We start from the raw sequence: 20,292 nt of genomic DNA, 5'->3' as shown, positions 1-20,292 counted from the left end.
GGAAACACCTGTATCCATTCCGAACACAGAAGTTAAGCCCTTCAGCGCCGATGGTACTAGAGGGGAGACCCTCTGGGAGAGTAGGTCGTTGCCGGGATCTTCTTTAAAGCGTTCCTCAGTAGCTCAACGGTAGAGCACTCGGCTGTTAACCGAGGGGTTGTTGGTTCGAATCCAACCTGAGGAGCCATTTTCTTTTTTGGCTTAGGTTTAAATTGGTCTGAACTGATCTTTAAAAATGCGGGCTTTAAACCTACTATATAGAGATAGTCAAAATTATAACAAGTCCTTTTTAGGGCTTGTTATTTTTTATGCCTTATTTATATTTTCTTTCAAATGAGGATTTTGTTTCGGGCTTTTGTAAAATTATATTTACTCCATCATTTTCACGTGCTATAATCTAGCCTAAAGATTGTGTACATAATATAATGAAAATATGTCAAACGGGAGGGAGTACCGGTGAACAGCATTAAAATTGCGGTTTTAGGGTTAGGGAATGTAGGCAAGGGAGTATGGAAAATACTGCGTAGGCACCGGAATATGATAAAGGAATACATTGGAGTTCCCATCGACGTAAAAAAGGTTTTGGTGCGGGATGTCCAAAAGAAGCGTGATATAGATGTGCCACCTCATATGCTTACTACCAATTTTGATGATATCCTTCTTGATGAGGATATACGGATTATCGTTGAGTTGATTGGCGGGCTGCATCCCGCTTACGAATATATGAGAAAAGCCATTGAAATGGGGAAGCACGTGGTTACTGCCAACAAGGCCGTTATCGCATCTTATGGCAGGGAACTGATACAATTGGCCAACGAAAGAAATGTTCTGCTCAGGTTTGAGGGAAGCGTAGGAGGAGGAATTCCTATCATTGCAGCCCTTACTAGGAGCCTTGCTGCCAATGAAATAGAAGCGGTGGTGGGTATAATAAATGGAACTACAAACTATATCCTCACTCAGATGACCAGGTACGGTATGGATTTTAACACGGCTTTGAAGCTGGCGCAGGAAAAGGGATATGCAGAGGCTGATCCTTCTTCGGATGTTGAAGGGGAGGATGCTGCGTTTAAGCTTTCGATATTGGCATTTATCGCCTTTGGGGTACAGGTTCCTCCACAGGATATTCCCCGGGAAGGCATTACCCGCATTTCCGAAAAGGAAATCCAGTATGCGGCTCAGCTGGGTTACACCATAAAGCTTTTGGCTGCTGCCAGAAAGCATGACGGCAAGCTGGACCTGCACGTACATCCGGCACTGGTACCCAATACTCATCCTCTAGCCGCTGTCAATGACGAGTTCAATGCTTTGTTCGTTAAAGGTGATGCGGTAGGGGAGCTTATGATGTATGGCAAAGGAGCTGGGTCACTGCCAACCGGTAGCGCCGTAGTGAGCGATATAATGGATGTAGCGTCTACAATGATGTCAGGGAGTACAACGCCATACATGTACAGAAATGCCAGGGAAAAATTGCAGATCAATGGCGAAGGAGAAGGAGAGTATTATATCCGCCTCGAAGTAGTGGATAGGCCGGGTGTACTGGGGAAGATTTCGACAGTTTTAGGAAATTATGGTGTAAGTATTGCTTCGGTGGTCCAGCGGGGCAAAGACGAGCGAGTGGTACCATTGGTGCTTATCACTCACAAAGTGGACAGGAAGCGGCTTGACCTTGCACTGGAAGAAATAAAGAAGTTTGATATGGTAGAAGAGGTGGCCAGCATTTTACGGGTAGAGAGCCATTCAAATTGAAATGCGGAGAGGAGCGAAAACCCTTTAAAATGGATGTAAACAATGCTCCTTTAGTGAAAGCTCTTATGGAGTATGCAAAGCAGGGTACGGTTCGATTTCATATGCCGGGGCACAAGGGTGGTAAGGCTTTTCCAAGGGCGTTTTTAGATAACCTGGCGGCTATGGATGTGACTGAGATACCCGGGATGGACAACCTATATTGTCCTGTCGGCGTAATTGCCCAGGCTCAAATGCTGGCGGCTAAAGCATTCGGTGCTCACCATACTTTTTTCATGGTAAATGGCTCAACGGCAGGGATTCAGGCCATGGTAATGGCTGCCTGTAAGCCTGGAGATAAGCTGATCGTTCCCAGAAATAGCCACAGGTCGGTGTGGTCGGCTATGATACTGGCCGACGTCAAACCTGTATATATCCAACCGCGATATGACCAGGAAAACTCTATGGCCACTCAAATATTGGTACAAGATGTGGAAAGGGCTTTGGATGAGAACCCAGATGCTGTAGGAGTGCTGGTGGTACATCCCAATTATTACGGCATGTGCAGCCATTTGGAGCAGATAGAAAAGGTTGTCCACGACAGGGAAAAGCTGTTGCTGGTGGATGAGGCTCATGGTGCCCATTTCATCTTTCATCCCGATCTGCCTCCCTCAGCTGGTCAGCTGGGGGCTGATATGTGGGTGCAAAGTGCTCATAAGACGCTGCCGGCTTTGACCCAGGGGGCATATTTTCATGTAAGGGGGCCGCGAGTTGATGCCAACCGAGCAGCTCAGGTTATAGCCATGCTACAGACCAGCAGCCCTTCCTATTTGATAATGGCCTCACTTGATTGGGCCCGGGCCCTTATGGAAGCTGAAGGTAAGGCTCTAATTGAGAGGTTGATGCATGAAATCCATAAGGTAAAGACGCGGTTGCGGGGCCATATAGGGCTTTTAACCATAGACGATTATGACAAGGGCGAAGAGGTAGCGGCACTGGACCCTACACGGTTGGTATTAGATGTCCGTCCTCTTGGAATTACGGGCTATCAGGCTGAGCGGCTCTTGAGAGAGGCTGGTGTACAAGTTGAGATGAGCGACATATACCGCTTAGTGCTTATATGCAGCGTGGCCGATAACAGAACAGCTTTTAATGTTCTGATTGAAGCGCTGACCAGTCTGGCAAAGAAGTTGCCAGCACACAGGTTTGGACCAAGCGCCGCGTATAAGTATAATAAGATGTCAATTTCCGGGGAAATACCACAGCAAATGCTGTCGCCTAGAGAAGCTTTTTATAGTATAATAGAAAACGTACCTATAGAAAAAAGCGTGGGAAGGATATGTGCTGGAGTTATAGGCGCTTATCCACCCGGTATTCCTCGTTTTTGTCCCGGAGAATTGATCGATAAAGCGGGTATAGATGAGCTTTTGGATATACAGCGCTATGGAGGCACTCTTTTTGGACTTGTAGAAGATGCATTGGTTCCAGTTGTCAGTGAATAGCGTGAGGAGATAAGATGGATATGGCAGGTATTTTTATTACCTTTGAAGGGCCGGATGGGGCAGGGAAAACGACACAGGTTAAGCTTTTGGAGCGGCATTTGCGGCAAAGAGGCTATGACGTGCTGGTGACCCGTGAACCAGGCGGAACGCCTGTAGGAGAGGAAATACGCAAGATTCTGCTCAACCGCAACTATAAAGACATGGATGCCGTAACTGAGATGTACCTGTATGCAGCATCCCGTGCTCAGCATGTAAGGCAGGTTATAAAACCCGCCCTTAATGAGGGAAAGATGGTATTGTGCGACAGGTTTGTCGATTCCAGCGTAGCATACCAGGGATTTGGAAGAGGGCTGGGTATGGATGTGGTAGAGGCGGTAAACAGATATGCGCTTGGAGGCATTGTCCCTGATTTGACGCTTTTTTTGAACATTCGGCCGGAGGATGCTTTAGCAAGAGGCCGTATAAGGTCGGAAGAGTTGGATCGACTGGAAAGCGAAGAGTTGGAATTTCACCGACGTGTGTATCAGGGTTTTCTTGCTTTGCAGAAGAAGTATCCGGAGCGCATCAAAGAGGTAGATGCCTCAAGGAGTATTGACGAAGTCTTTGAACAGGTCCGAAGGTTAGTAGAATATTTGCTATCATGTAAAAAATAGGATATAATATAGGTAAGCAAAATCAAAGAAGGGGGGTTGAGCAGTGAAGCTTATCATTGCTGTGGTGCAGGATGAGGATGCCCAAAAGCTGATCTCTACCTTGATGAATGAAGGGTTTGGGGTCACCAAGCTGGCTACTACAGGTGGTTTTTTGAGGGCTGGAAACACCACTTTGCTAATTGGTACCGAGAAAGAGAGGGTCCCGTTGGCCCTGTCGCTTATTGAAAAGGTGTGCAAGAGCAGGAAACAGATAGCCACTTCGCCTTCACCTGTAGCGGGTACGACAGGGGTGTATGTACCCTATCCCATTGAAGTGACGGTAGGTGGAGCCACGGTTTTTGTCTTGGACGTAGAGGAGTTTAAGAAAATTTAACTTGGTAAATGATGTTTCAAGGAGATACGGGTAGTTATGAGAATAAGGGATGCTGTGGTCAGAGACAAGGAGATGGGCTTGAACAGCTTGATGAGGAAAGAGGTTTATCCGGATGAAGTACACAGCAAGAGTTTCAGCGGTGTAATGCGCGATACTCAAGAAAGGCTGATAGAGCAAGAGCTGTTGTTGCTTATGGAAGAGATCAAGTTACAAGAGGAAAAGCTGATCAAGCATCTTACTCTGGCTGAGGTTATTCGCTACAGGAAGCTGGTGTCGCGGTTTTTGTCCACGGTTGTGAGCAATATGTACCAATTCACAAAGCATGACTACTTCAATAGCCAGGGCAGGCATGAGGTATATGCTGTGGTAAACAAAGTCAATCAAAAATTGGAGGAGCTAGTAAAGCAAGTGCTTCACTCAGACAGGGATAAGCTTAAGATATTGTCTCTGGTAGATGATATTCGAGGACTGCTGATAGATTTATTCTATTGAAGGGTTTGGATAGACCATGAACTTTTTGGACGTAATAGGCCAATCCTTTATAGTCAAGAGGTTAAAACAGATCATTGAAAGCCAGCGAATAGGCCATGCTTATCTGTTTGTTGGCCCGGAAGGGATAGGTAAAAGGACCATAACTGATATATTTGCCCGCGGCATTATGTGCAAATCACAAGGACATAGGCCTTGTGATTTGTGCCGTTCATGCAGGCAATTCAATTCGGGAAATCATCCCGACGTATATCGGGTTCAAAAAGGGGATAAATCCAGCATAGGCGTGGAGCAAATAAGGAGCATATTGGATGATATAAATCTTAAACCCTACGAGTCCAGCCGCAAGGTTTATATAATCGAGGATGCACATGCTATGACTGTGCAGGCCCAGAATGCCTTTTTAAAGACGCTGGAAGAGCCCCCCTCTTTTGCCACCATTATTTTGCTTGCAGAGAAGTCCAGTGAGCTGTTGCCCACGATCCTGTCGCGCTGTCAGGTATTCCGCATGCAGAGGCTTACCAGAGAAGAGGTATGTACTATCATAATGAGGCACTTTGATATGCCCAAGGAGAGGGCTATGCTGTTTGCTGGGCTTTCTGATGGGATTCCGGGTAAAGGGTTGCAGCTGGCAGGCTCACAGGAGTTCAATGAGATGCGGAGCGACGTTTTTAAATTTTTGGAGGAAATTTTTGGCTATAACGATATAGATAAGATGGCGCAGTGGGAACTTTTTAACCAGTATAAGGATAGGATTGATGAAATATTGGACATGTTGGTTATATGGTTCAGAGATATACTGGTATATAAAGAGATCGGCGATCCTGCGCTGGTCATAAATATAGATAAGCTACCTTTAATAGAAAAACAGGCCTCCTTATTTACAATTAGGCGTATAAGGAGTATTATTGAGAGTATAGAACGCACTCGAAGGATGCTTAAAGGAAATGCCAACTATCAGTTGACCATAGAGAATTTGCTGCTCGGCATGTGAGGAGGTGATTTTTATACAAACAGTAGTAGGGGTCAGATTCAAAAGAGCAGGTAAAATATACTACTTTGACCCCAATGACATAGAGCTTAAACCGGGAGACCACGTGATAGTGGAGACTGCCCGTGGGATAGAATATGGCGAGATAGTGGTGCCTCCAAAGGAGGTCCCAGAGGAGGATATAGTTCCTCCTCTTAAAAAGGTTATTAGAAAGGCTACGGAAGAGGATGAATTGAAGGTAAAAGAGAACAAGGAGAAGGAAAGCAAGGCTTTTGAAATATGCTTGAGGGAGATTGCTAAGCACAAGCTGCCCATGAAGCTGGTGGGCGTGGAATACACCTTCGATAATAACAAGCTTATATTCTACTTTACTGCTGAAGGAAGGGTAGATTTCCGTGAGCTGGTGAGGGATTTGGCAGCCATATTTAGAACCAGGATTGAGCTCAGGCAGATTGGCGTACGCGATGAAGCCAAGATGATAGGAGGACTGGGCCCCTGTGGTAGAAATATGTGCTGTTGTACTTTCCTGGGGGATTTTCAGCCCGTATCCATCCGAATGGCAAAGGAGCAGAAACTATCGCTTAATCCGGCCAAAATATCGGGCGTATGCGGTCGACTCATGTGTTGCCTGAAATTCGAACAGGATTTTTATGAGGATGTGTTAAAGCGCATGCCAAAGGTAAACAAGGAAGTATTAACGCCTGATGGCAAAGGCATTGTGGTGGATATAAATGTACTATTTGAGAAAGTCAAGGTAAAGTTGGTTCAGGAGGATGGTACTGTAGCGGTCAAAGAATACTCTCCCGATGAGGTGGAGTTGATAGACAAGGACCAAGGCGAAGAGGTCCTGGAAGAAGCAGATGATATGCAGGATGATTTAAACGGGATGGATGAGGAGATAAGGTCACTGATGGATGAGTGAAAAAAATCTTTGCAATTTTGGGTATTGGTGATAGAATAGAAGAGGTGTTTTTTGCGGGGTTTCAATGTAAGGAGGTGAGGGTAGATGGCGTACAAGATTACTGAGGAATGCATTGCATGCGGTGCCTGCCAGTCCGAGTGTCCGGTGGATGCCATCTCCGAGGGTGATGACATCTACGTTATAGATCCGGACGCTTGCATAGAGTGCGGCGCATGCGCTGATGTTTGCCCTGTGGGCGCTCCTCAGCTTGAATAATGAAGAATGCAATGAAAAAGAACCTGATCGTTTCAGATTGGGTTCTTTTTTCATTGCAATAAATTTTACCTGCTGGCAGGAATTTGACAATTTATGCCGAATATTTATCTATATATGGGTGGGTAAAGACGTAAAACTATAAATTTCTGGGAGTGATGTAGCTGTGTGTCGTAGAATTTTGGCGCTGCTGGTTGGACTAGCTGTAGGATTCTTCTTTATAGGGACCATACCTGTGGCCCAGGGGGATACTGATTACAGCATTATTCGCGTGCGGTTGGCTTCCATGGGGAATCCTGTCAATGTAAAGGTTAAAGTGAATGGGAACTATAGCATACCCGAAAATAAGGACATTTATCTTGAGAGGGGAAGAGAGTACGAGATAAGCATACAGGATGGGAAGCTAATACTTAAAGGTGGGAGTGCAGTTTACACATTGGGTAACAAGTTTACTTTTAAGCAGCACAAAGGTGGTGATTCTGATGTACTGTGCGTGCTCCACCCCTCATACGGATGGACAAATTACAAGGGCGATATGGTGGTGAGCCTGGAGGGAGGGTATATCAGGCTTACCAACCATGTGTATCTTGAGACGTATTTGTATGGAGTATTGCCTTACGAGATGAACAACGGGTGGCCTTTGGAAGCCCTGAAGGCTCAGGCAGTAGCTGCCCGTACATATGCTGTGCGATGCAAAAAACCTGCCTCGGCGGCCTATGATGTGGTTGATACTGAGGCTGACCAGGTATATAAAGGGTATAATCCCAGCTATGGAAATTGTAAAAGGGCAGTGGATGAGACCGCAAAAATGGTGCTGAAATATAACGGGGGTTTCGTGCCAACCTTTTACTCGTCCAGCAATGGAGGTTGGGTAGAAGCAGGCTATGAGGTCTTTTCAGGTGTGCCAAAGGGATTTAAGCCACTTTCTGCCAAAGAGGATCCGTATGATCCTGTACTTAAAGAGCCTCCAAATGAATGGAAGTTTAAATGGAAGTTTACTATACATAAGACACAAATTGATGTGACAGGGAAGGACTTCGCCAACCCCGATAGCTGGTGGAGTTCTGTAATCGAAAAGGATGCCGGCAGCTATAAAAACTTTATAGAGAAATTGAAGGAAGAAATTAAGAAGAATACCGGCGCTCTGGATGTCAAAATTGTCAGCATTGATGAGATGCGGTTCGAGGGAGAGACGGCAGGCAAGAGAAAGAGAGAGGCTTATTTTAAGCTTTCCTTTTACATGAGAGGCGCGAACGGTTATGTGATGGATGATCAAGGGAAGATAAAGCTCAATACCGCGGAAGTGAAAATGCCAGCCCAAAATATGCGCTTTGCTATAGGAGCCAGTGTAATGAGGAGCTTATACATAACAGGCCTTGAATTGCAAAATGTTGGAGTTCCTGGACAGGAATATTACGTAATCGTAGGGCAGGGATTTGGTCACGGCGTTGGCATGAGCCAATGGGGAGCTAAAACAATGGCTGAGCAAGGAGCCAAATACACAGATATCTTAAATTTCTACTATCCTGGTGCGGTCATAGAGGCTCTCAACATTTCTCCGCCTGCTCTCACAGATATGCCGTCAAGAGGGGATGATAAGCAGGATCCACAGCCGCCCAGCGGTGGCAGTGGCCAGCCTCAACCCGTTTACGGCATTGTAAAGGTGACTACTTCGCTGAATGTCAGACAAGGGCCGGGTATCCAATACAAGCGTATTGGAGGATTGGGGCCAAATGCCCGTGTACAAATATTGCGAGAAGTGGGGGAATGGTACGAGATAAAAACGGGTAACCTGCAGGGATATGTCCATAGCGATTACGTTGTATTAGAAGGAGGGCAAAAGCCACCAGGCTCTTCTTCAGGGGGCAACCAGGGACAGTTGCCGCCAGTCGATCCGCCTGTACCTCCAAACAAGGAGAGGAAATATGCTGTTGTGACTGCCAGTGCGTTGAATGTGCGGAGCGGCCCCAGCACGAGAAACCATAGGATAGGTCTGGTAATTAAAGGTACCAGGTTAGTTGTGTTAGAAAAAGTTGGGGAGTGGTATAAGATAGAGTACAATGGCTTAACAGGTTATGTATACGGCGATTATATAAGGCTAGAAAGTGCCAGCGTTCAACCGCCCAGTGGAGGCAGCAGCCAACCGCCTAGCGGTAACAATGGCAATGTGATAGCGCAAGGAACAGTGACGGCAAGCGTTCTCAATGTTCGTTCAGGTGCAGGTATGGGTTTCAGCGTGATTGGGAAGCTTGCTAGAAACGCAAAAGTAGATATTTTGGAGAAGGTAGGGGCTTGGTACAAGATTAAATATGGCGGCACAGTTGGATACGTACATGGGGACTATATAAGGCTGACTTCTAACGATTCACCTTCTAAAGGAGAAGAGCAGACCTTTGTTGGAATTGTTACCGCTACCGGACTGAATGTGCGGTCTGGTCCGGGAACAAACTACAGCAAGATCGGGCTTTTGTATCGCAATAGCCAGGTGACCATTTTGGGACAGACTGGCGTATGGTATAAAATAAAATTTGGCGGTACGACAGGATACGTGCATAGCGCTTATGTGAAGGTTTCAAATGCTATACCTTCCCGCGGAGAGGATGATAGGAGCTTGCCGAGTACAGCCGTAGTGACGGCCACATGGCTCAATGTCAGGACGGGGCCGGGGACTAACTATACCAGGATTGGAGCTATAAAGAAGAATTCGCAAGTGACCATCCTCCAAAAGGTGGGTTCCTGGTATAAGATCAGGTATGGAACGTTGACCGGATATGTTTCTGGAGATTACCTCGGATTTTAAAAGAAACATTTCCAAGTTTTAAAAGAAAGCGTGGGAGTTAAACCCACGCTTTCTTTTATTGCGGCATTTACACTGTTAAACGATTTTCTCGCCATGGTCTCTGTTTTGTAATTAAAAATTCTACTGAATGAGCTTTAAGTAGATAGACCACATCAATGCCTTTATTGCCTGGCATTGATATCATCATTGCCAGCAACTTCGCTATTTGTGTCGTCCCCATAGATGAAATCGTGGAGGAGGGCTTTGTTCTTTTCTATATCAGGTACAAGCACGGCCATCCCGTTGATCCGCTGCGAAGTAAACGTACCGTCCACTGGTATCCTGTATTGTATTATATCCTTGTCCTTAAATCCTAGGACTGAAATTCCTAAGCTCAAAATTTCCGTCTTTGGCAGGTTAGTCTCCACATAGGGCAATATGGTGCTCACCAGGCCGGGCAGCTTTAGAGGGTTGAGGGTTTTTACTTTTTTGAACAATTCTACTAGTACCCGTCTTTGCCTTTCGGTCCTCTCAAAATCGGCATTTCCCACGTTTCGTATGCGAGCGTATGCTACCGCTTGCCTGCCGTTCAACGTCTGTAGCCCGGGCTCCGTGAGTAGAGGTACAGGCTTGGTGTTTTTGTTTAAACTATTGAGCTCTGCTATGCAGGAGTTAATGTGGGGAATTTCTTGCTTTTTGACATCTATCGTTATCCCACCTACCTGGTCAATGATTCTTTCTAAGCCAAAAAAGTCTACCGTAACATAATAGCGTATATCAAGGTCAAAGTTTGTATTTACCGTTTTAATGGCGAGGGTAGGGCCGCCAAAGATGTAAGCTGTGTTTATCCTGTTTTTATTTCTGCCGGGGATGGGTACGTACATATCGCGCATCAAGGAAGTGAGTTTGATGACCTGGTTTTTCTTGTCGATGGTTGTAATTATTATTGTATCTGACCGCGATATGTGGTTTTCGGTTCGCGAGTCCAGTCCAAACAAAAGTATATTGGTCACCCCGGTTTCGCTTGCTTTGGGAGCCGTTTCAGAGATTCCTAAATCTTCAGGGGTCAATTTCTTTGGAGGATTTGATGAATTCGAAGAATTTGATGAATCCAAAGAGTCTACTAGAGAATTATCTTCAGAATTATTTTCAATTTGATCAAGTAGTATATAGATATAAGTAGCTGAGGCTATTAGAAAGATGAGCAATATGGACAATGCGGTTATGAAGAACTTTTTCATTGAAATACCCCCATTGAGCTTATTGTTTAGCATCTAACATTATTCTACAAATTATTTTATAAGTCAATATGAGATTGTGAAATTTTAAAATTTGTTAAAAAAGCTACACACATCGTAAATAAACGCGTTAACGTGCTATACTTAAAAACATAAGAATGTTATGAGTATTATCTTAATATAAAGATAATATGATGTTTTAAATTGAAAGAGGGGGGTATTAATAAAAAATAAGGGGGAATGCCGGTGGGAGACTTGGCCTTTATTTTTATGGTGTTTGTTGAAGGGGTAGCCTCTTTCTTATCTCCCTGCGTTTTACCGCTTATTCCAGTGTATCTAGCTTATTTGACAGGTCAGAGCGTCGATAATCTGTTGCAGGGATCCTCCAGAGCGTACCGTACTGTGGTGTTAAACGCTCTTTTATTTGTAATAGGTTTTTCTTTTGTATTTGTCAGCATGGGTGCTGCGGCAAGCTCCTTTGGGAGGTTTTTAGTAAAACACCGAGAAGTTATGCGAAAGATAAGCGGAGTGCTAATCATACTTTTTGGGTTGTTTCATACAGGGCTCATTCCTGTTCCCTTTTTAAATTACGAGAAAAGGTTTAAGGTCAACGTTAATGGAACAGGTTTTATTGCCTCTGTAATTATGGGGATGGGGTTTGGATTTGGGTGGACACCCTGCGTGGGTCCAATGCTTGCTTCGGTGCTCTTAATGGCCAGTCAGGCCCGTACTGTTGCTGGGGGAATGGGGCTATTGGCGGTATACAGTTTAGGGCTGGGGTTGCCTTTTATGGCGTTGGCAGTGGGCATACGAGTGCTGTGGAATCCCATTAAAAAGCTATACAAGTATATGGACGCAATTCGGTGGGTCAGTGGTGGGCTCCTCATCATTATAGGGTTATTGATATTTTTCAATAGATTGGCCTTTTTAGGTGCATAATAAAAAATCATTGCATGAAAGGATGATTTGAAATCCATGAGCAGGATTATTAAAATCTTCACCCTTTTGCTGGTGCTAGGGCTGTTTGTAAGCGGGTGTGCTGTATCGAAAGACACACCTCGGGAAACGCCACAAGATCAGGCGGCTGAGTCCCAAGATGAGAATGCCGCTAAACCTTCACAGAATAATGGCGATGATGGGGCGTCGCCTCAGGATATCTTGAAGAACAAATACTATTTTTATGAGATCAACAAGCCCATGGAAGACTTTGAGGCTGAAGACTTAAATGGAAACAAGGTTAAGCTGTCGGATTATAAAGGCAAAATAATATTTCTCAATTTTTGGGCTACCTGGTGTCCTCCCTGTCGGGCCGAGATGCCTCACATGGAAGAATTTTACGAGGAATACAAGGATGAGGATGTAGTTGTTTTGGCAGTCAGCTCCACTTCTGTGGAGCTTCGGGGCGGGACAGACGACAAGGCCGCCGAAAAGAAGGTCAGAAGTTTTATACAGGAGCATGGCTATACTTTTCCTGTACTCCTGGATAGGGATGACGAGGCTTGGAAGATCTATTATCGAAGCGTAGTACCTGCCAATTATATTATTGACAAGGAAGGAATAGTTCGCTATTTTAAGATGGGAGCTTTTTCGGGCAAACAGGAGATGGAGCTTGCAGTTAAGGCAATTAGAGCACTGGAAGAGTGACAACTTTGTATAAGAATTTAAGGGGCGATGGTTTTGCCGGCAAGAGGGACTCTTTATGTCTGCGCGACGCCAATAGGGAATTTAGAGGATATAACCTTGAGGGTACTGCGCATCCTTAAGGAAGTGGATTATATCGCTGCTGAGGATACCAGACACACCCTGAAGCTTTTAAACCACTATGGGATTTCAAAGCCGCTCATAAGCTACCATGAACACAATCAGCGGGAGCGTGGTCAGAAGATAATCGAGCTACTTATGCAAGGCCATAACGTAGCCCTGGTATCCGACTCGGGTATGCCAGGTATATCGGACCCAGGGGTGCCGCTAATCAGCCTGGCGAGGCAGAATGGCATCCCCGTTACGGTATTGCCTGGCCCCACGGCATGCATTTCGGCGTTGGTGTTGTCTGGGATGAACACCAGCCGTTTTGTTTTTGAAGGATTTCTCCCCCGAGAGAAGAAGGAAAGGGAAGCAAGGCTGGAAGAGTTGAAGAGCGAGCAGCGTACTGTTGTTTTATACGAGGCGCCGCACAGATTAGTCGCCACGCTGGAGGATATGCTTGACAAGCTGGGTAACAGAAGGATTGCGGTGGTTCGTGAACTGACAAAGGTGCATGAAGAGGTCATTATTTTAGATCTTGAGCAAATGCTGCGGCATTTTAAAGAGCACCCTCCCAAAGGTGAGATTGTGCTCATTTTAGAAGGATGCGCACAGCAGGATATACAGAACCACACATGGGATATCTCCATAGAAGACCACATAAGGCAATATATGGCTCAAGGTTTTGACAAAAAGGAAGCTGTAAAGCAGGTGGCCAAAGCTCGTGGTTTACCGAAAAGCGAGGTGTACAAACACTCTATCAATATTTAAATAATTGTTGGTTGAATCGAATCTATCTGAAACTTTGTTTACAACCGAAGAAAAAAGACAGTGCCTGGGGGTTGGTGAGGCATCACTCGGACAGTTTGCGCAGCTCTGCCAGGCACTCTTTGCATATGTTCTTGCCCTTGTAGGTCTGAATATCTTTCGCATTATCGCAGAATATGCATGCAGGCTCGTATTTCTTCAATATGATGTGTTCATCGTCTACGTAAATCTCCAAGGCGTCTTTCTTATCAATGCCAAGGGTTCGACGAAGTTCAATAGGAATTACAACCCTTCCTAGCTCATCCACTTTCCTTACAATGCCTGTCGATTTCACGCTGTCCCCTCCTCCCCTAACAAAATTCGACACCAATCACGTAATTTATATTACCAATAATACCAATAAAAGTCAATAGGCTGTTTGTAAAAAATATAAAAAATATAATTAATTTATGCATGTGTTCTATTGTTGAAAGCAATATCATATGCATAAAGAAAAAAGCTGCTGAAAAGGTGAGGCCTATGGTCAATATCGTATGGATACTGTTGATATTAATTGGGCTGGTAGTTGCTGCCTTTAATGGAAAGATAGAGGCGGTGACACAGGCGGCTCTGGACAATGCCAAATATGCGGTGGAGCTATGTTTTGGATTGATAGGCGTTTATGCGTTGTGGTTGGGGCTGATGAAGGTAGCGGAGGAGGCAGGATTGGTCAAGAAGGTTTCTCAGAAGATGCAGGGTGTAATGCGGTTTTTATTTACCGATATACCGGCCAGGCATCCAGCCATAGGAGCGATAACCATGAATATAATCGCCAATATGCTGGGGCTGGGCAATGCGGCTACCCCATTGGGGATAAAGGCCATGAGGGAGCTGCAGGAGTTAAATCCCCATAAGGATAGGGCTACCGATGCCATGTGCATGTTTTTGGTTATAAACACCTCGTCTGTACAGCTGATTCCCGCTACGGTGGTGGCCCTGCGCAGTACGGCCGGCTCTAGCAATCCAACGGAAATTATTGGTACTGTATTTATAGCCACCGTCTGTTCAACAGCTGCTGGTATTATAGCGGCGAAGATATTACAGAGGTATTACTAAAGCGAGGGTGCAAATATAATATGGCGGACATTATAGATATAATATCTTCTTTTGCGATCCCTGCCTTTATCTTTGTTGTGTTAGTATATGGGCATTTAAACGGCGTAAGCGTATATGATTCGTTTGTCGAAGGGGCAAAAGAGGGGTTTGTCACTGCGGTCAAGGTGCTGCCGTATATGGTTGCTATGTTCGTGGCCATTAGCATCTTCAGAGCCTCTGGGGCCATGGATATTCTTATAAGCGTTATAAGCCCTGTTACTGAGTTTTTGGGCATTCCAGCGCAGATACTCCCACTTGTAATCATGCGTCCTATGTCGGGCATTGCTTCAACGGGGATATTGGCTGAACTCTTTAAGGTTTATGGACCCGACTCGTTTATCGGTCGCGTGGCCTCTACAGTTATGGGTTCTACCGAAACGATATTCTATACTCTATCGATTTACTTTGGAGCTGTTGGCATAAAAAGGATTCGATATACTCTGTGGGCTGCGCTGTTGGCCGAGATGGTGGGGCTTATCGCATCTGTGGGGGTTTGTAGCATAGTATTTGGTAGATAATGTCGATTTAGGTTTTATGAGATTGCCTGAATTGAAGTTGACAAAGAGGGTGTTTTGGCTTTAAAATCAATTCATAAGGTTGCATTATAATCCAATTTTGATCGGAGGGCATCAAGGGTTATCATGAAGATAGACGTTTATGCATTACCGAGCAATGTACAGGAAAAAGAGCTTAAGGAACGCGTGGCTGTCGTCATTGACGTACTTCGCGCCAGCAGTACCATTATTACTGCTTTACATAATGGCTGCAGGGAAGTTATTCCATTGATTGATATTGAAGAAGCCATAAACCTCTCAAAGAATTATGAAAGAGGTGCTTTCCTCTTAGGCGGGGAAAGAAACGCCCAGAAGATAGAGGGGTTCGATCTTTCAAATTCTCCATATGAGTATACCCGCGATGTAGTGGAGGGTCGTACTGTACTTATGACCACCACCAACGGTACCAGGGCTATAAGAAAAGCCAGTGAGGCAAAGGAAGTTATCATTGGGGGATTTTTAAACGTTGGAGCTGTAGCTCAATATATTGGACAACGGGATGAAGACGTGGCCTTCATATGCGCAGGTACTGAAGGGAAGTTTTCGTTGGATGATATTTTGGCCGTAGGTGCAATGATTGATGCGCTTCAAAATATGGGAAAACCCTTGGAGATGGATGATTTGGGTTTGGTGTGCCTGCAAATGTATTCTACCCATAAGCAAAACCTCAGAAAGGTGCTAGAGCGTACATATCATTACAGAAATTTAGTGAGGGCGGGTTTTGAATCCGATGTGGATTACTGTATTCAGCTAAACCTGTTGCCCACCATCCCAGTGTACCGTGAAGGGGTCATAAGGGTTTTGGAAACGGCGTGAGGTCGTTTTCCATGTTCAAGCACTTCATTTGGGATTTCGATGGGACGTTGTTCAATACATATCCCCATATGGCCAGGGCGTTTCAGAGGGCTTTAAGGGATTTTTGTGTTGAAGAGAGCCTGGAGAGTATTTTAAAGCATTCAAAAATATCGGTCACTGCGGCAGTGAATTTTTATAAAGAAAAATATGGGATAGAGGACCTGGGTAGACGGTATGGTGAATTAAATTGAAAGGGCTATGCTGATTTGAGCATAGCCCTCTTAATGTTGCACCTCATTGTTTGTCTTGAATCGAGATTTTCAATATTTGCTTAAGATTTCAATTAGCATATTCTTTGCTTTGAGTATGTCTTCCTTCTGCTTAGGGCCTGATATTTCTCTCTCTATGATCAACGGCCCTTTGTAGTTATACTTTACAAGGCTGTCTATCAATAGCGGGAAGTTGACCAGCCCTTCTCCTACCGGCGTTTCCTTGCCCAGGTGCTTGCCGTCGGTCGGATACCTGCCGTCTTTTACGTGTACGCCTCTTATGAGGCCTTTAAATATGTCCACAGCGTCTACCGGGTTGGCCTTGCCGTAAAGCAGCAAATTGGCCGGGTCAAGGTTTATCCCCAGGTTGTCCAGGCCCACATCCTCTATCGTCCGAACCAGGGTAATAGGGGTCTCTTGCCCTGTTTCAAAGTTGAAATATATGTTGAGGCTCTTGCAGTACGAGGCCACTTCTCTCACTGCAATCACGGTTTCGTGGTACTCCGTTGTGGACGGGTTTTCGGGGATGAATCCTACGTGGGTGACAACGTCGTTTACCCCGAGCATTTTTGCAAAATCCGCTCCACGCTTCAAGGCTTCCATCCTAACATACCTGTATTCTTTTGGTACCAGCCCCAGAGTGGAGGGGCCGTCAATGAAGTTCCACACCTTTGGGCCCGGCCATCCCACCCAAACGCTGGATATCTTAACCTTGTTCCCCACAATTTCCTTTAATCTGTTTGCATTTTCTTCCGTCAGTATATCGGTATTCCATGCATTTACCTGACATGTATCAAGGCCCAGCTCCTCTAGCTCTTGTATCCCATTTTGAAGCAATTTTTCTAGGGAGATAATTACCCCTATGTCCAGATTATACATCGTTTTCACTCCTTTATTTAGGATAGGCCAATTTTTGTACTACTGTTATAAAGGCTTTAATAAGAGTGTAAACAACATTTAATTACTGAATTCCTGCTTCATCCACCGGCGTTGTATTGAAATTGTCGTTTCTGGTGTCCACAGGCGTAGATTCATAGCAAAGTTAAATCTTACAGTGGCTAATTTGCTAATTTACAGCTCGACAAATTTGCCGCCGTTATCGGCTGATTCTATTTCAGCTTGGGCGATGCGTATGGTTTCCATGGTGCTATATGGCGAGGCCACATCGATGGGGGTATCGTTGATCAGCGCGTTTATAAAGTACTTTATCTCACGATAGTATCCGTTTTCCTTTGGCAGGTCGGGCGTGAAGGATTTGCCGTCGTTGGGATTGACTTTGAGGGTGCCTTTTTCATATACCACGTTGCCCTTTTCGAAGTTTACCCTGTACAGCATGCTGAAGCCATACTCGCCGTTTAGTACCCAGTCGTCTTCAGCCGTTATCACCTTGCCGTCTTCATAGATGTATCGAGTGGACACGATGTCATACCCGCTGCCTGGGATGACGTTCTTGGCTATTGTGGAAACCGCCTTGGGCGTGCCAAACAGCCAGTTTATCATGTCTACGTCATGGATGTGCTGGTCCAGAATTGCTCCCCCGCTCTTATCTTTCTGTAACAACCAGTTCTGATATGACCACTTCGGAGTCCCGCCACCGCGGAAGAAATACCCAGCCAACACCTTTCCAAACCTGTTGGTCTCCACGCACTCTTTTAGGTATTCATACTCTGGCCAGAAACGCAGGCATTGGGCGATCATAAGCTTTCTGTTGTTCTTCTCGGCAGCCTCTATCATGGCCTTGCATTCATCCACGGTGAGAGCCATGGGCTTTTCGCACAGCACATGCATGCCCTTGTTAAGGGCCTTTATGGCTGCTTCGGCGTGCAGGTAGGTGGGCAGCGTGATATCCACATAATCCAGATCTTCATTTTCCAGCATTTCGTCTATGTCTGTGTAGAGGTTGTACTTTGAAAAATCGTACTTCTTATTGCCTACATTGATGTTACCAGGCAAGAATTTGTTTTCGAATTTGTCCTTGTCTATATCGCATATGGCCACCAGCTTGACCGGAAAACCTTCAGCTTCAAGCCTTATATAGTTATCCAAATGGCCTCTACCCATAAAGCCTATACCTATAAGTCCTACCTTCACCATATGTATCTCCCCCTTTTGTTTTTATCTTCCTAAAATCCTGTCCATAGACTTGGAAGTATTATATATTATCTGATTGGTGTAATGAGTATAATTCGGTATCATTTCGGCTGTGACGTAATCGTCGTAGCCTACTTCTTTGAAGGCCTGCATTACCTCAGGGAAGTTTACGTCTCCGGCCAGGAGGTCCACAAATCCTTCCAGGGTGCCAACCTTTCTTCTGAAATCCTTGAAATGCACTTTTTTAATGCGTTTGCCCAGAATCCTTATCCAGTGTTCGGGATACCCCGTGTATATGACGTTGCCCACGTCCAGATAAACCCCTACGTATGGGCTGTTGATCTTGTCAATGAAGTCCCTCATCTCCAAGGGGGACAGCAGGAATTTGTTCCACACGTTTTCTAGGCATATGCTGACTTTAATGGCCTCTGCCTCTTCTTTAAGCTGCATAAAGGCTTCCAGCGCGCGCTCATAGGCCACGTCGTATTGTACCACCTGGCTGTCGGGCGAAAGCCCCGCTACCATACCCGGCACCACCAGGATGCCATCTGTTCCAAGCAGAGCCGCTGTCTCAAGCTGTTTTTTCACTATGTCTTTGGATTTTTGCCTGATTTTGGGGTCTGAGCTGGTGACGGGATATGTCCAGTATAGGCCGGTTGCCAGGCTGGCTATTTCGATGCCGGTGTCCTCGGCCATCTTTTTGATCCGCAAGATATCCTTTTCAGAGCTGTTTAAACTAATTTCGCCTTCCTCATCCAAGCTGAGCTCGATACCATCAAACCCCGCATCTTTGGCCATGGCCATGCATTCGGCCACCGTCATGCCTTTTTTAAAAGACCAGATGTTGATACCCTTTTTCATATTGCTCTTGACCTCCCCTCTTTTATTGATTTGATGACAGGAATTTGTTAAAATTTATATAGACTATGAAAATCGATTTCTGTATGACTTAAATGGTTTACACGTCTTTGATTATATATCGAAACAGGTTCTTTTTCTTTGCATAAAAAGACTCTTTTTTTATAATATCGGACACTCTTGCTCGGAAAGGGGAATACGTTGCCTTGTCTGTGAATAGAAGGGTAGAGTACCCCAAAATACCCCTGGACAGCGTTATAGAGATAAACGAGATCGTAAGCCTGTTTTATTTTGAGTACGCAAAGGACTTCGTGTTTCAGGGGGAAAGCCATGATTTCTGGGAGTTTCTTTATGTGGACAAGGGCCAGGTTGAGGTCATGGCCGATACCGAAGGGTATCAGCTGCAGCAGGGGGAAATGATATTTCACAAGCCCAATGAATTCCACAGCGTATGGGCAAATGGCAAGATTGCCCCCAACCTTATAGTGGTGTCATTTGTGTGCAACAGCCCTGCCATGAAGTTTTTTGAGAACAAGATACTCAAGGCAGGGGAAGAGGAGAAAAACATACTTGCCAATCTGATAAGGGAGCGCACCCACTGTTTTAATAAAAGGCTCAATGAATTCATCACAGTCAAGGACAAGAGGCCGGATGAGCTGTTTGGTGCACAGCAGCTTATAAAAATATATCTGGAGCTGCTGCTTATAACGCTTATAAGGAACAATACGGCCATAAAGAAGCAGGAGCGCATTTCCTCTTTGACCAGGCGGCGAGCAGAGGATGACCTGGTAAATCGCATGATATGCTTTATGAAGCAGAATATCGAAAAAAATCTTACCGTAGATGACTTTTGCAGGGAGTTTTCCCTGAGCCGTACCAGAATAAAAAGCCTGTTTAAGGATAGGATGCAGACGGGCATTATACAGTACTTCAGGCGAATGAAGATTGAAAGAGCTAAAGAGCTTATAAGGGAGGAGAACTACAACTTTTCTGAGATTGCCGAAAGGCTGGGTTTCAGTTCGGTCCATTATTTTTCCCACGTTTTTAAGAAGATCACTGATATGACCCCATCAGAATATGCCGTGTCGGTCAAATCCAAGGCAGAGCTGCCAAAGGAGTAAGGGTTATCCTGCAAAGTACAACCATATCGGTTGCTCAA

22 protein-coding genes, 1 tRNA gene and 1 rRNA gene are annotated in these 20,292 nt (G+C 45.2%); 19 read left to right on the top strand and 5 right to left on the bottom strand.

Annotated features, from left to right (window positions below; all coding sequences use genetic code 11):
- The 11 genes from rrf to BM241_RS06745 all read left to right on the top strand — a co-directional run.
- Nucleotides 1-97, top strand: a 5S ribosomal RNA gene (gene rrf / locus BM241_RS06795); the annotation flags it as partial.
- Nucleotides 98-112: 15 nt separating this feature from the next.
- Nucleotides 113-187 (top strand) — tRNA-Asn (locus BM241_RS06790).
- Between the two features lie 269 nt (nt 188-456).
- On the top strand, nt 457-1,746 hold the full coding sequence (locus tag BM241_RS06785) for a homoserine dehydrogenase (RefSeq protein ID WP_092282346.1): 1,290 nt from the start codon (nt 457-459) through the stop codon (nt 1,744-1,746).
- Between the two features lie 29 nt (nt 1,747-1,775).
- Complete coding sequence (locus BM241_RS06780) at nt 1,776-3,224, top strand: aminotransferase class I/II-fold pyridoxal phosphate-dependent enzyme (RefSeq protein WP_051456393.1); 1,449 nt, start codon at nt 1,776-1,778, stop codon at nt 3,222-3,224.
- A 20-nt stretch (nt 3,225-3,244) separates the two neighbouring features.
- On the top strand, nt 3,245-3,877 hold the full coding sequence (tmk, locus tag BM241_RS06775) for a dTMP kinase (RefSeq protein WP_092282349.1): 633 nt from the start codon (nt 3,245-3,247) through the stop codon (nt 3,875-3,877).
- A 43-nt stretch (nt 3,878-3,920) separates the two neighbouring features.
- Entirely contained in the window at nt 3,921-4,250 is a 330-nt protein-coding gene (locus BM241_RS06770) for a cyclic-di-AMP receptor (RefSeq protein ID WP_025748230.1), read from the top strand.
- 36 nt (nt 4,251-4,286) lie between these two features.
- The gene (locus BM241_RS06765; protein ID WP_092282345.1) at nt 4,287-4,742 is read left to right on the top strand and encodes a YaaR family protein; all 456 of its coding nucleotides are present in this window, start codon (nt 4,287-4,289) and stop codon (nt 4,740-4,742) included.
- 16 nt (nt 4,743-4,758) lie between these two features.
- On the top strand, nt 4,759-5,733 hold the full coding sequence (gene holB / locus BM241_RS06760; protein ID WP_092282344.1) for a DNA polymerase III subunit delta': 975 nt from the start codon (nt 4,759-4,761) through the stop codon (nt 5,731-5,733).
- Nucleotides 5,734-5,746: 13 nt separating this feature from the next.
- Nucleotides 5,747-6,652, top strand: coding sequence for a PSP1 domain-containing protein (locus BM241_RS06755; protein ID WP_025748228.1), 906 nt, complete (start codon nt 5,747-5,749; stop codon nt 6,650-6,652).
- Between the two features lie 84 nt (nt 6,653-6,736).
- Entirely contained in the window at nt 6,737-6,907 is a 171-nt protein-coding gene (locus BM241_RS06750) for a DUF362 domain-containing protein (protein ID WP_025748227.1), read from the top strand.
- A 163-nt stretch (nt 6,908-7,070) separates the two neighbouring features.
- Nucleotides 7,071-9,704, top strand: coding sequence for an SH3 domain-containing protein (locus BM241_RS06745; RefSeq protein ID WP_092282343.1), 2,634 nt, complete (start codon nt 7,071-7,073; stop codon nt 9,702-9,704).
- Nucleotides 9,705-9,865: 161 nt separating this feature from the next.
- Here BM241_RS06745 and BM241_RS06740 read toward each other — a convergent pair whose 3' ends face one another.
- Nucleotides 9,866-10,924, bottom strand: coding sequence for an LCP family protein (locus BM241_RS06740; protein WP_025748225.1), 1,059 nt, complete (start codon nt 10,922-10,924; stop codon nt 9,866-9,868).
- A 243-nt stretch (nt 10,925-11,167) separates the two neighbouring features.
- Here BM241_RS06740 and BM241_RS06735 point away from each other — a divergent pair, with 243 nt between their 5' ends.
- The 3 genes from BM241_RS06735 to rsmI are packed head-to-tail and all read left to right on the top strand — an operon-like array spanning nt 11,168 to nt 13,435.
- Nucleotides 11,168-11,860: a cytochrome c biogenesis CcdA family protein gene (locus tag BM241_RS06735; protein WP_051456376.1), complete on the top strand. Its 693-nt coding sequence runs from the start codon at nt 11,168-11,170 to the stop codon at nt 11,858-11,860.
- Between the two features lie 36 nt (nt 11,861-11,896).
- On the top strand, nt 11,897-12,565 hold the full coding sequence (locus BM241_RS06730) for a TlpA disulfide reductase family protein (protein ID WP_025748223.1): 669 nt from the start codon (nt 11,897-11,899) through the stop codon (nt 12,563-12,565).
- A 27-nt stretch (nt 12,566-12,592) separates the two neighbouring features.
- Nucleotides 12,593-13,435, top strand: a complete 843-nt coding sequence (gene rsmI, locus BM241_RS06725; protein WP_035146751.1) for a 16S rRNA (cytidine(1402)-2'-O)-methyltransferase — start codon at nt 12,593-12,595, stop codon at nt 13,433-13,435.
- 82 nt (nt 13,436-13,517) lie between these two features.
- On the opposite strand, the gene BM241_RS06720 is transcribed toward rsmI, so the two are convergent.
- A complete protein-coding gene (locus BM241_RS06720; protein WP_025748221.1) occupies nt 13,518-13,766 on the bottom strand; it encodes an AbrB/MazE/SpoVT family DNA-binding domain-containing protein in 249 nt (82 codons plus the stop codon).
- 185 nt (nt 13,767-13,951) lie between these two features.
- On the opposite strand from BM241_RS06720, the gene BM241_RS06715 reads away from it, so the two are divergent.
- From BM241_RS06715 to BM241_RS06700, 4 genes are all read left to right on the top strand, one after another.
- A complete protein-coding gene (locus BM241_RS06715) occupies nt 13,952-14,527 on the top strand; it encodes a nucleoside recognition domain-containing protein (RefSeq protein ID WP_025748220.1) in 576 nt (191 codons plus the stop codon).
- A gap of 20 nt (nt 14,528-14,547) precedes the next feature.
- On the top strand, nt 14,548-15,084 hold the full coding sequence (locus BM241_RS06710; RefSeq protein WP_025748219.1) for a spore maturation protein: 537 nt from the start codon (nt 14,548-14,550) through the stop codon (nt 15,082-15,084).
- A 123-nt stretch (nt 15,085-15,207) separates the two neighbouring features.
- Nucleotides 15,208-15,936 carry a 2-phosphosulfolactate phosphatase gene (locus BM241_RS06705; protein ID WP_025748218.1) on the top strand — a complete coding sequence of 243 codons (729 nt, stop codon included), beginning with the start codon at nt 15,208-15,210 and terminating at the stop codon, nt 15,934-15,936.
- Between the two features lie 11 nt (nt 15,937-15,947).
- Nucleotides 15,948-16,166, top strand: a complete 219-nt coding sequence (locus BM241_RS06700) for an HAD hydrolase-like protein (RefSeq protein ID WP_092282342.1) — start codon at nt 15,948-15,950, stop codon at nt 16,164-16,166.
- A gap of 69 nt (nt 16,167-16,235) precedes the next feature.
- Here BM241_RS06700 and BM241_RS06695 read toward each other — a convergent pair whose 3' ends face one another.
- From BM241_RS06695 to BM241_RS06685, 3 genes are all read right to left on the bottom strand, one after another.
- Nucleotides 16,236-17,063 carry a sugar phosphate isomerase/epimerase family protein gene (locus tag BM241_RS06695; protein ID WP_092282341.1) on the bottom strand — a complete coding sequence of 276 codons (828 nt, stop codon included), beginning with the start codon at nt 17,061-17,063 and terminating at the stop codon, nt 16,236-16,238.
- Nucleotides 17,064-17,255: 192 nt separating this feature from the next.
- The gene (locus tag BM241_RS06690; RefSeq protein ID WP_025748215.1) at nt 17,256-18,278 is read right to left on the bottom strand and encodes a Gfo/Idh/MocA family protein; all 1,023 of its coding nucleotides are present in this window, start codon (nt 18,276-18,278) and stop codon (nt 17,256-17,258) included.
- Nucleotides 18,279-18,299: 21 nt separating this feature from the next.
- Nucleotides 18,300-19,136 (bottom strand): sugar phosphate isomerase/epimerase family protein, encoded by an 837-nt coding sequence (locus BM241_RS06685; RefSeq protein WP_025748214.1) that lies wholly within the window; start codon nt 19,134-19,136, stop codon nt 18,300-18,302.
- A 209-nt stretch (nt 19,137-19,345) separates the two neighbouring features.
- Here BM241_RS06685 and BM241_RS06680 point away from each other — a divergent pair, with 209 nt between their 5' ends.
- On the top strand, nt 19,346-20,254 hold the full coding sequence (locus tag BM241_RS06680; RefSeq protein ID WP_051456392.1) for an AraC family transcriptional regulator: 909 nt from the start codon (nt 19,346-19,348) through the stop codon (nt 20,252-20,254).
- Nucleotides 20,255-20,292: the final 38 nt, after the last annotated feature.

The organism is Caldicoprobacter faecalis (assembly GCF_900115765.1).
Lineage (GTDB): Bacteria > Bacillota > Clostridia > Caldicoprobacterales > Caldicoprobacteraceae > Caldicoprobacter > Caldicoprobacter oshimai.
The sequence above is the reverse complement of the archived record's forward strand: the minus strand, read 5'-3'. Positions and strand labels throughout refer to the sequence as shown.

What these genes read in the sequence shown, in the direction of transcription:
- BM241_RS06685 (WP_025748214.1), bottom strand. Translation starts at nt 19,136, where the DNA reads ATGAAAAAGGGTATCAACATCTGGTCTTTTAAAAAAGGCATGACGGTG.
- BM241_RS06705 (WP_025748218.1), top strand. Translation starts at nt 15,208, where the DNA reads ATGAAGATAGACGTTTATGCATTACCGAGCAATGTACAGGAAAAAGAG.
- BM241_RS06710 (WP_025748219.1), top strand. Translation starts at nt 14,548, where the DNA reads ATGGCGGACATTATAGATATAATATCTTCTTTTGCGATCCCTGCCTTT.
- rsmI (WP_035146751.1), top strand. Translation starts at nt 12,593, where the DNA reads ATGGTTTTGCCGGCAAGAGGGACTCTTTATGTCTGCGCGACGCCAATA.
- BM241_RS06695 (WP_092282341.1), bottom strand. Translation starts at nt 17,063, where the DNA reads ATGTATAATCTGGACATAGGGGTAATTATCTCCCTAGAAAAATTGCTT.
- BM241_RS06715 (WP_025748220.1), top strand. Translation starts at nt 13,952, where the DNA reads ATGGTCAATATCGTATGGATACTGTTGATATTAATTGGGCTGGTAGTT.
- BM241_RS06690 (WP_025748215.1), bottom strand. Translation starts at nt 18,278, where the DNA reads ATGGTGAAGGTAGGACTTATAGGTATAGGCTTTATGGGTAGAGGCCAT.
- tmk (WP_092282349.1), top strand. Translation starts at nt 3,245, where the DNA reads ATGGCAGGTATTTTTATTACCTTTGAAGGGCCGGATGGGGCAGGGAAA.
- BM241_RS06780 (WP_051456393.1), top strand. Translation starts at nt 1,776, where the DNA reads ATGGATGTAAACAATGCTCCTTTAGTGAAAGCTCTTATGGAGTATGCA.
- BM241_RS06765 (WP_092282345.1), top strand. Translation starts at nt 4,287, where the DNA reads ATGAGAATAAGGGATGCTGTGGTCAGAGACAAGGAGATGGGCTTGAAC.
- BM241_RS06730 (WP_025748223.1), top strand. Translation starts at nt 11,897, where the DNA reads ATGAGCAGGATTATTAAAATCTTCACCCTTTTGCTGGTGCTAGGGCTG.
- BM241_RS06700 (WP_092282342.1), top strand. Translation starts at nt 15,948, where the DNA reads ATGTTCAAGCACTTCATTTGGGATTTCGATGGGACGTTGTTCAATACA.
- BM241_RS06750 (WP_025748227.1), top strand. Translation starts at nt 6,737, where the DNA reads ATGGCGTACAAGATTACTGAGGAATGCATTGCATGCGGTGCCTGCCAG.
- BM241_RS06740 (WP_025748225.1), bottom strand. Translation starts at nt 10,924, where the DNA reads ATGAAAAAGTTCTTCATAACCGCATTGTCCATATTGCTCATCTTTCTA.
- holB (WP_092282344.1), top strand. Translation starts at nt 4,759, where the DNA reads ATGAACTTTTTGGACGTAATAGGCCAATCCTTTATAGTCAAGAGGTTA.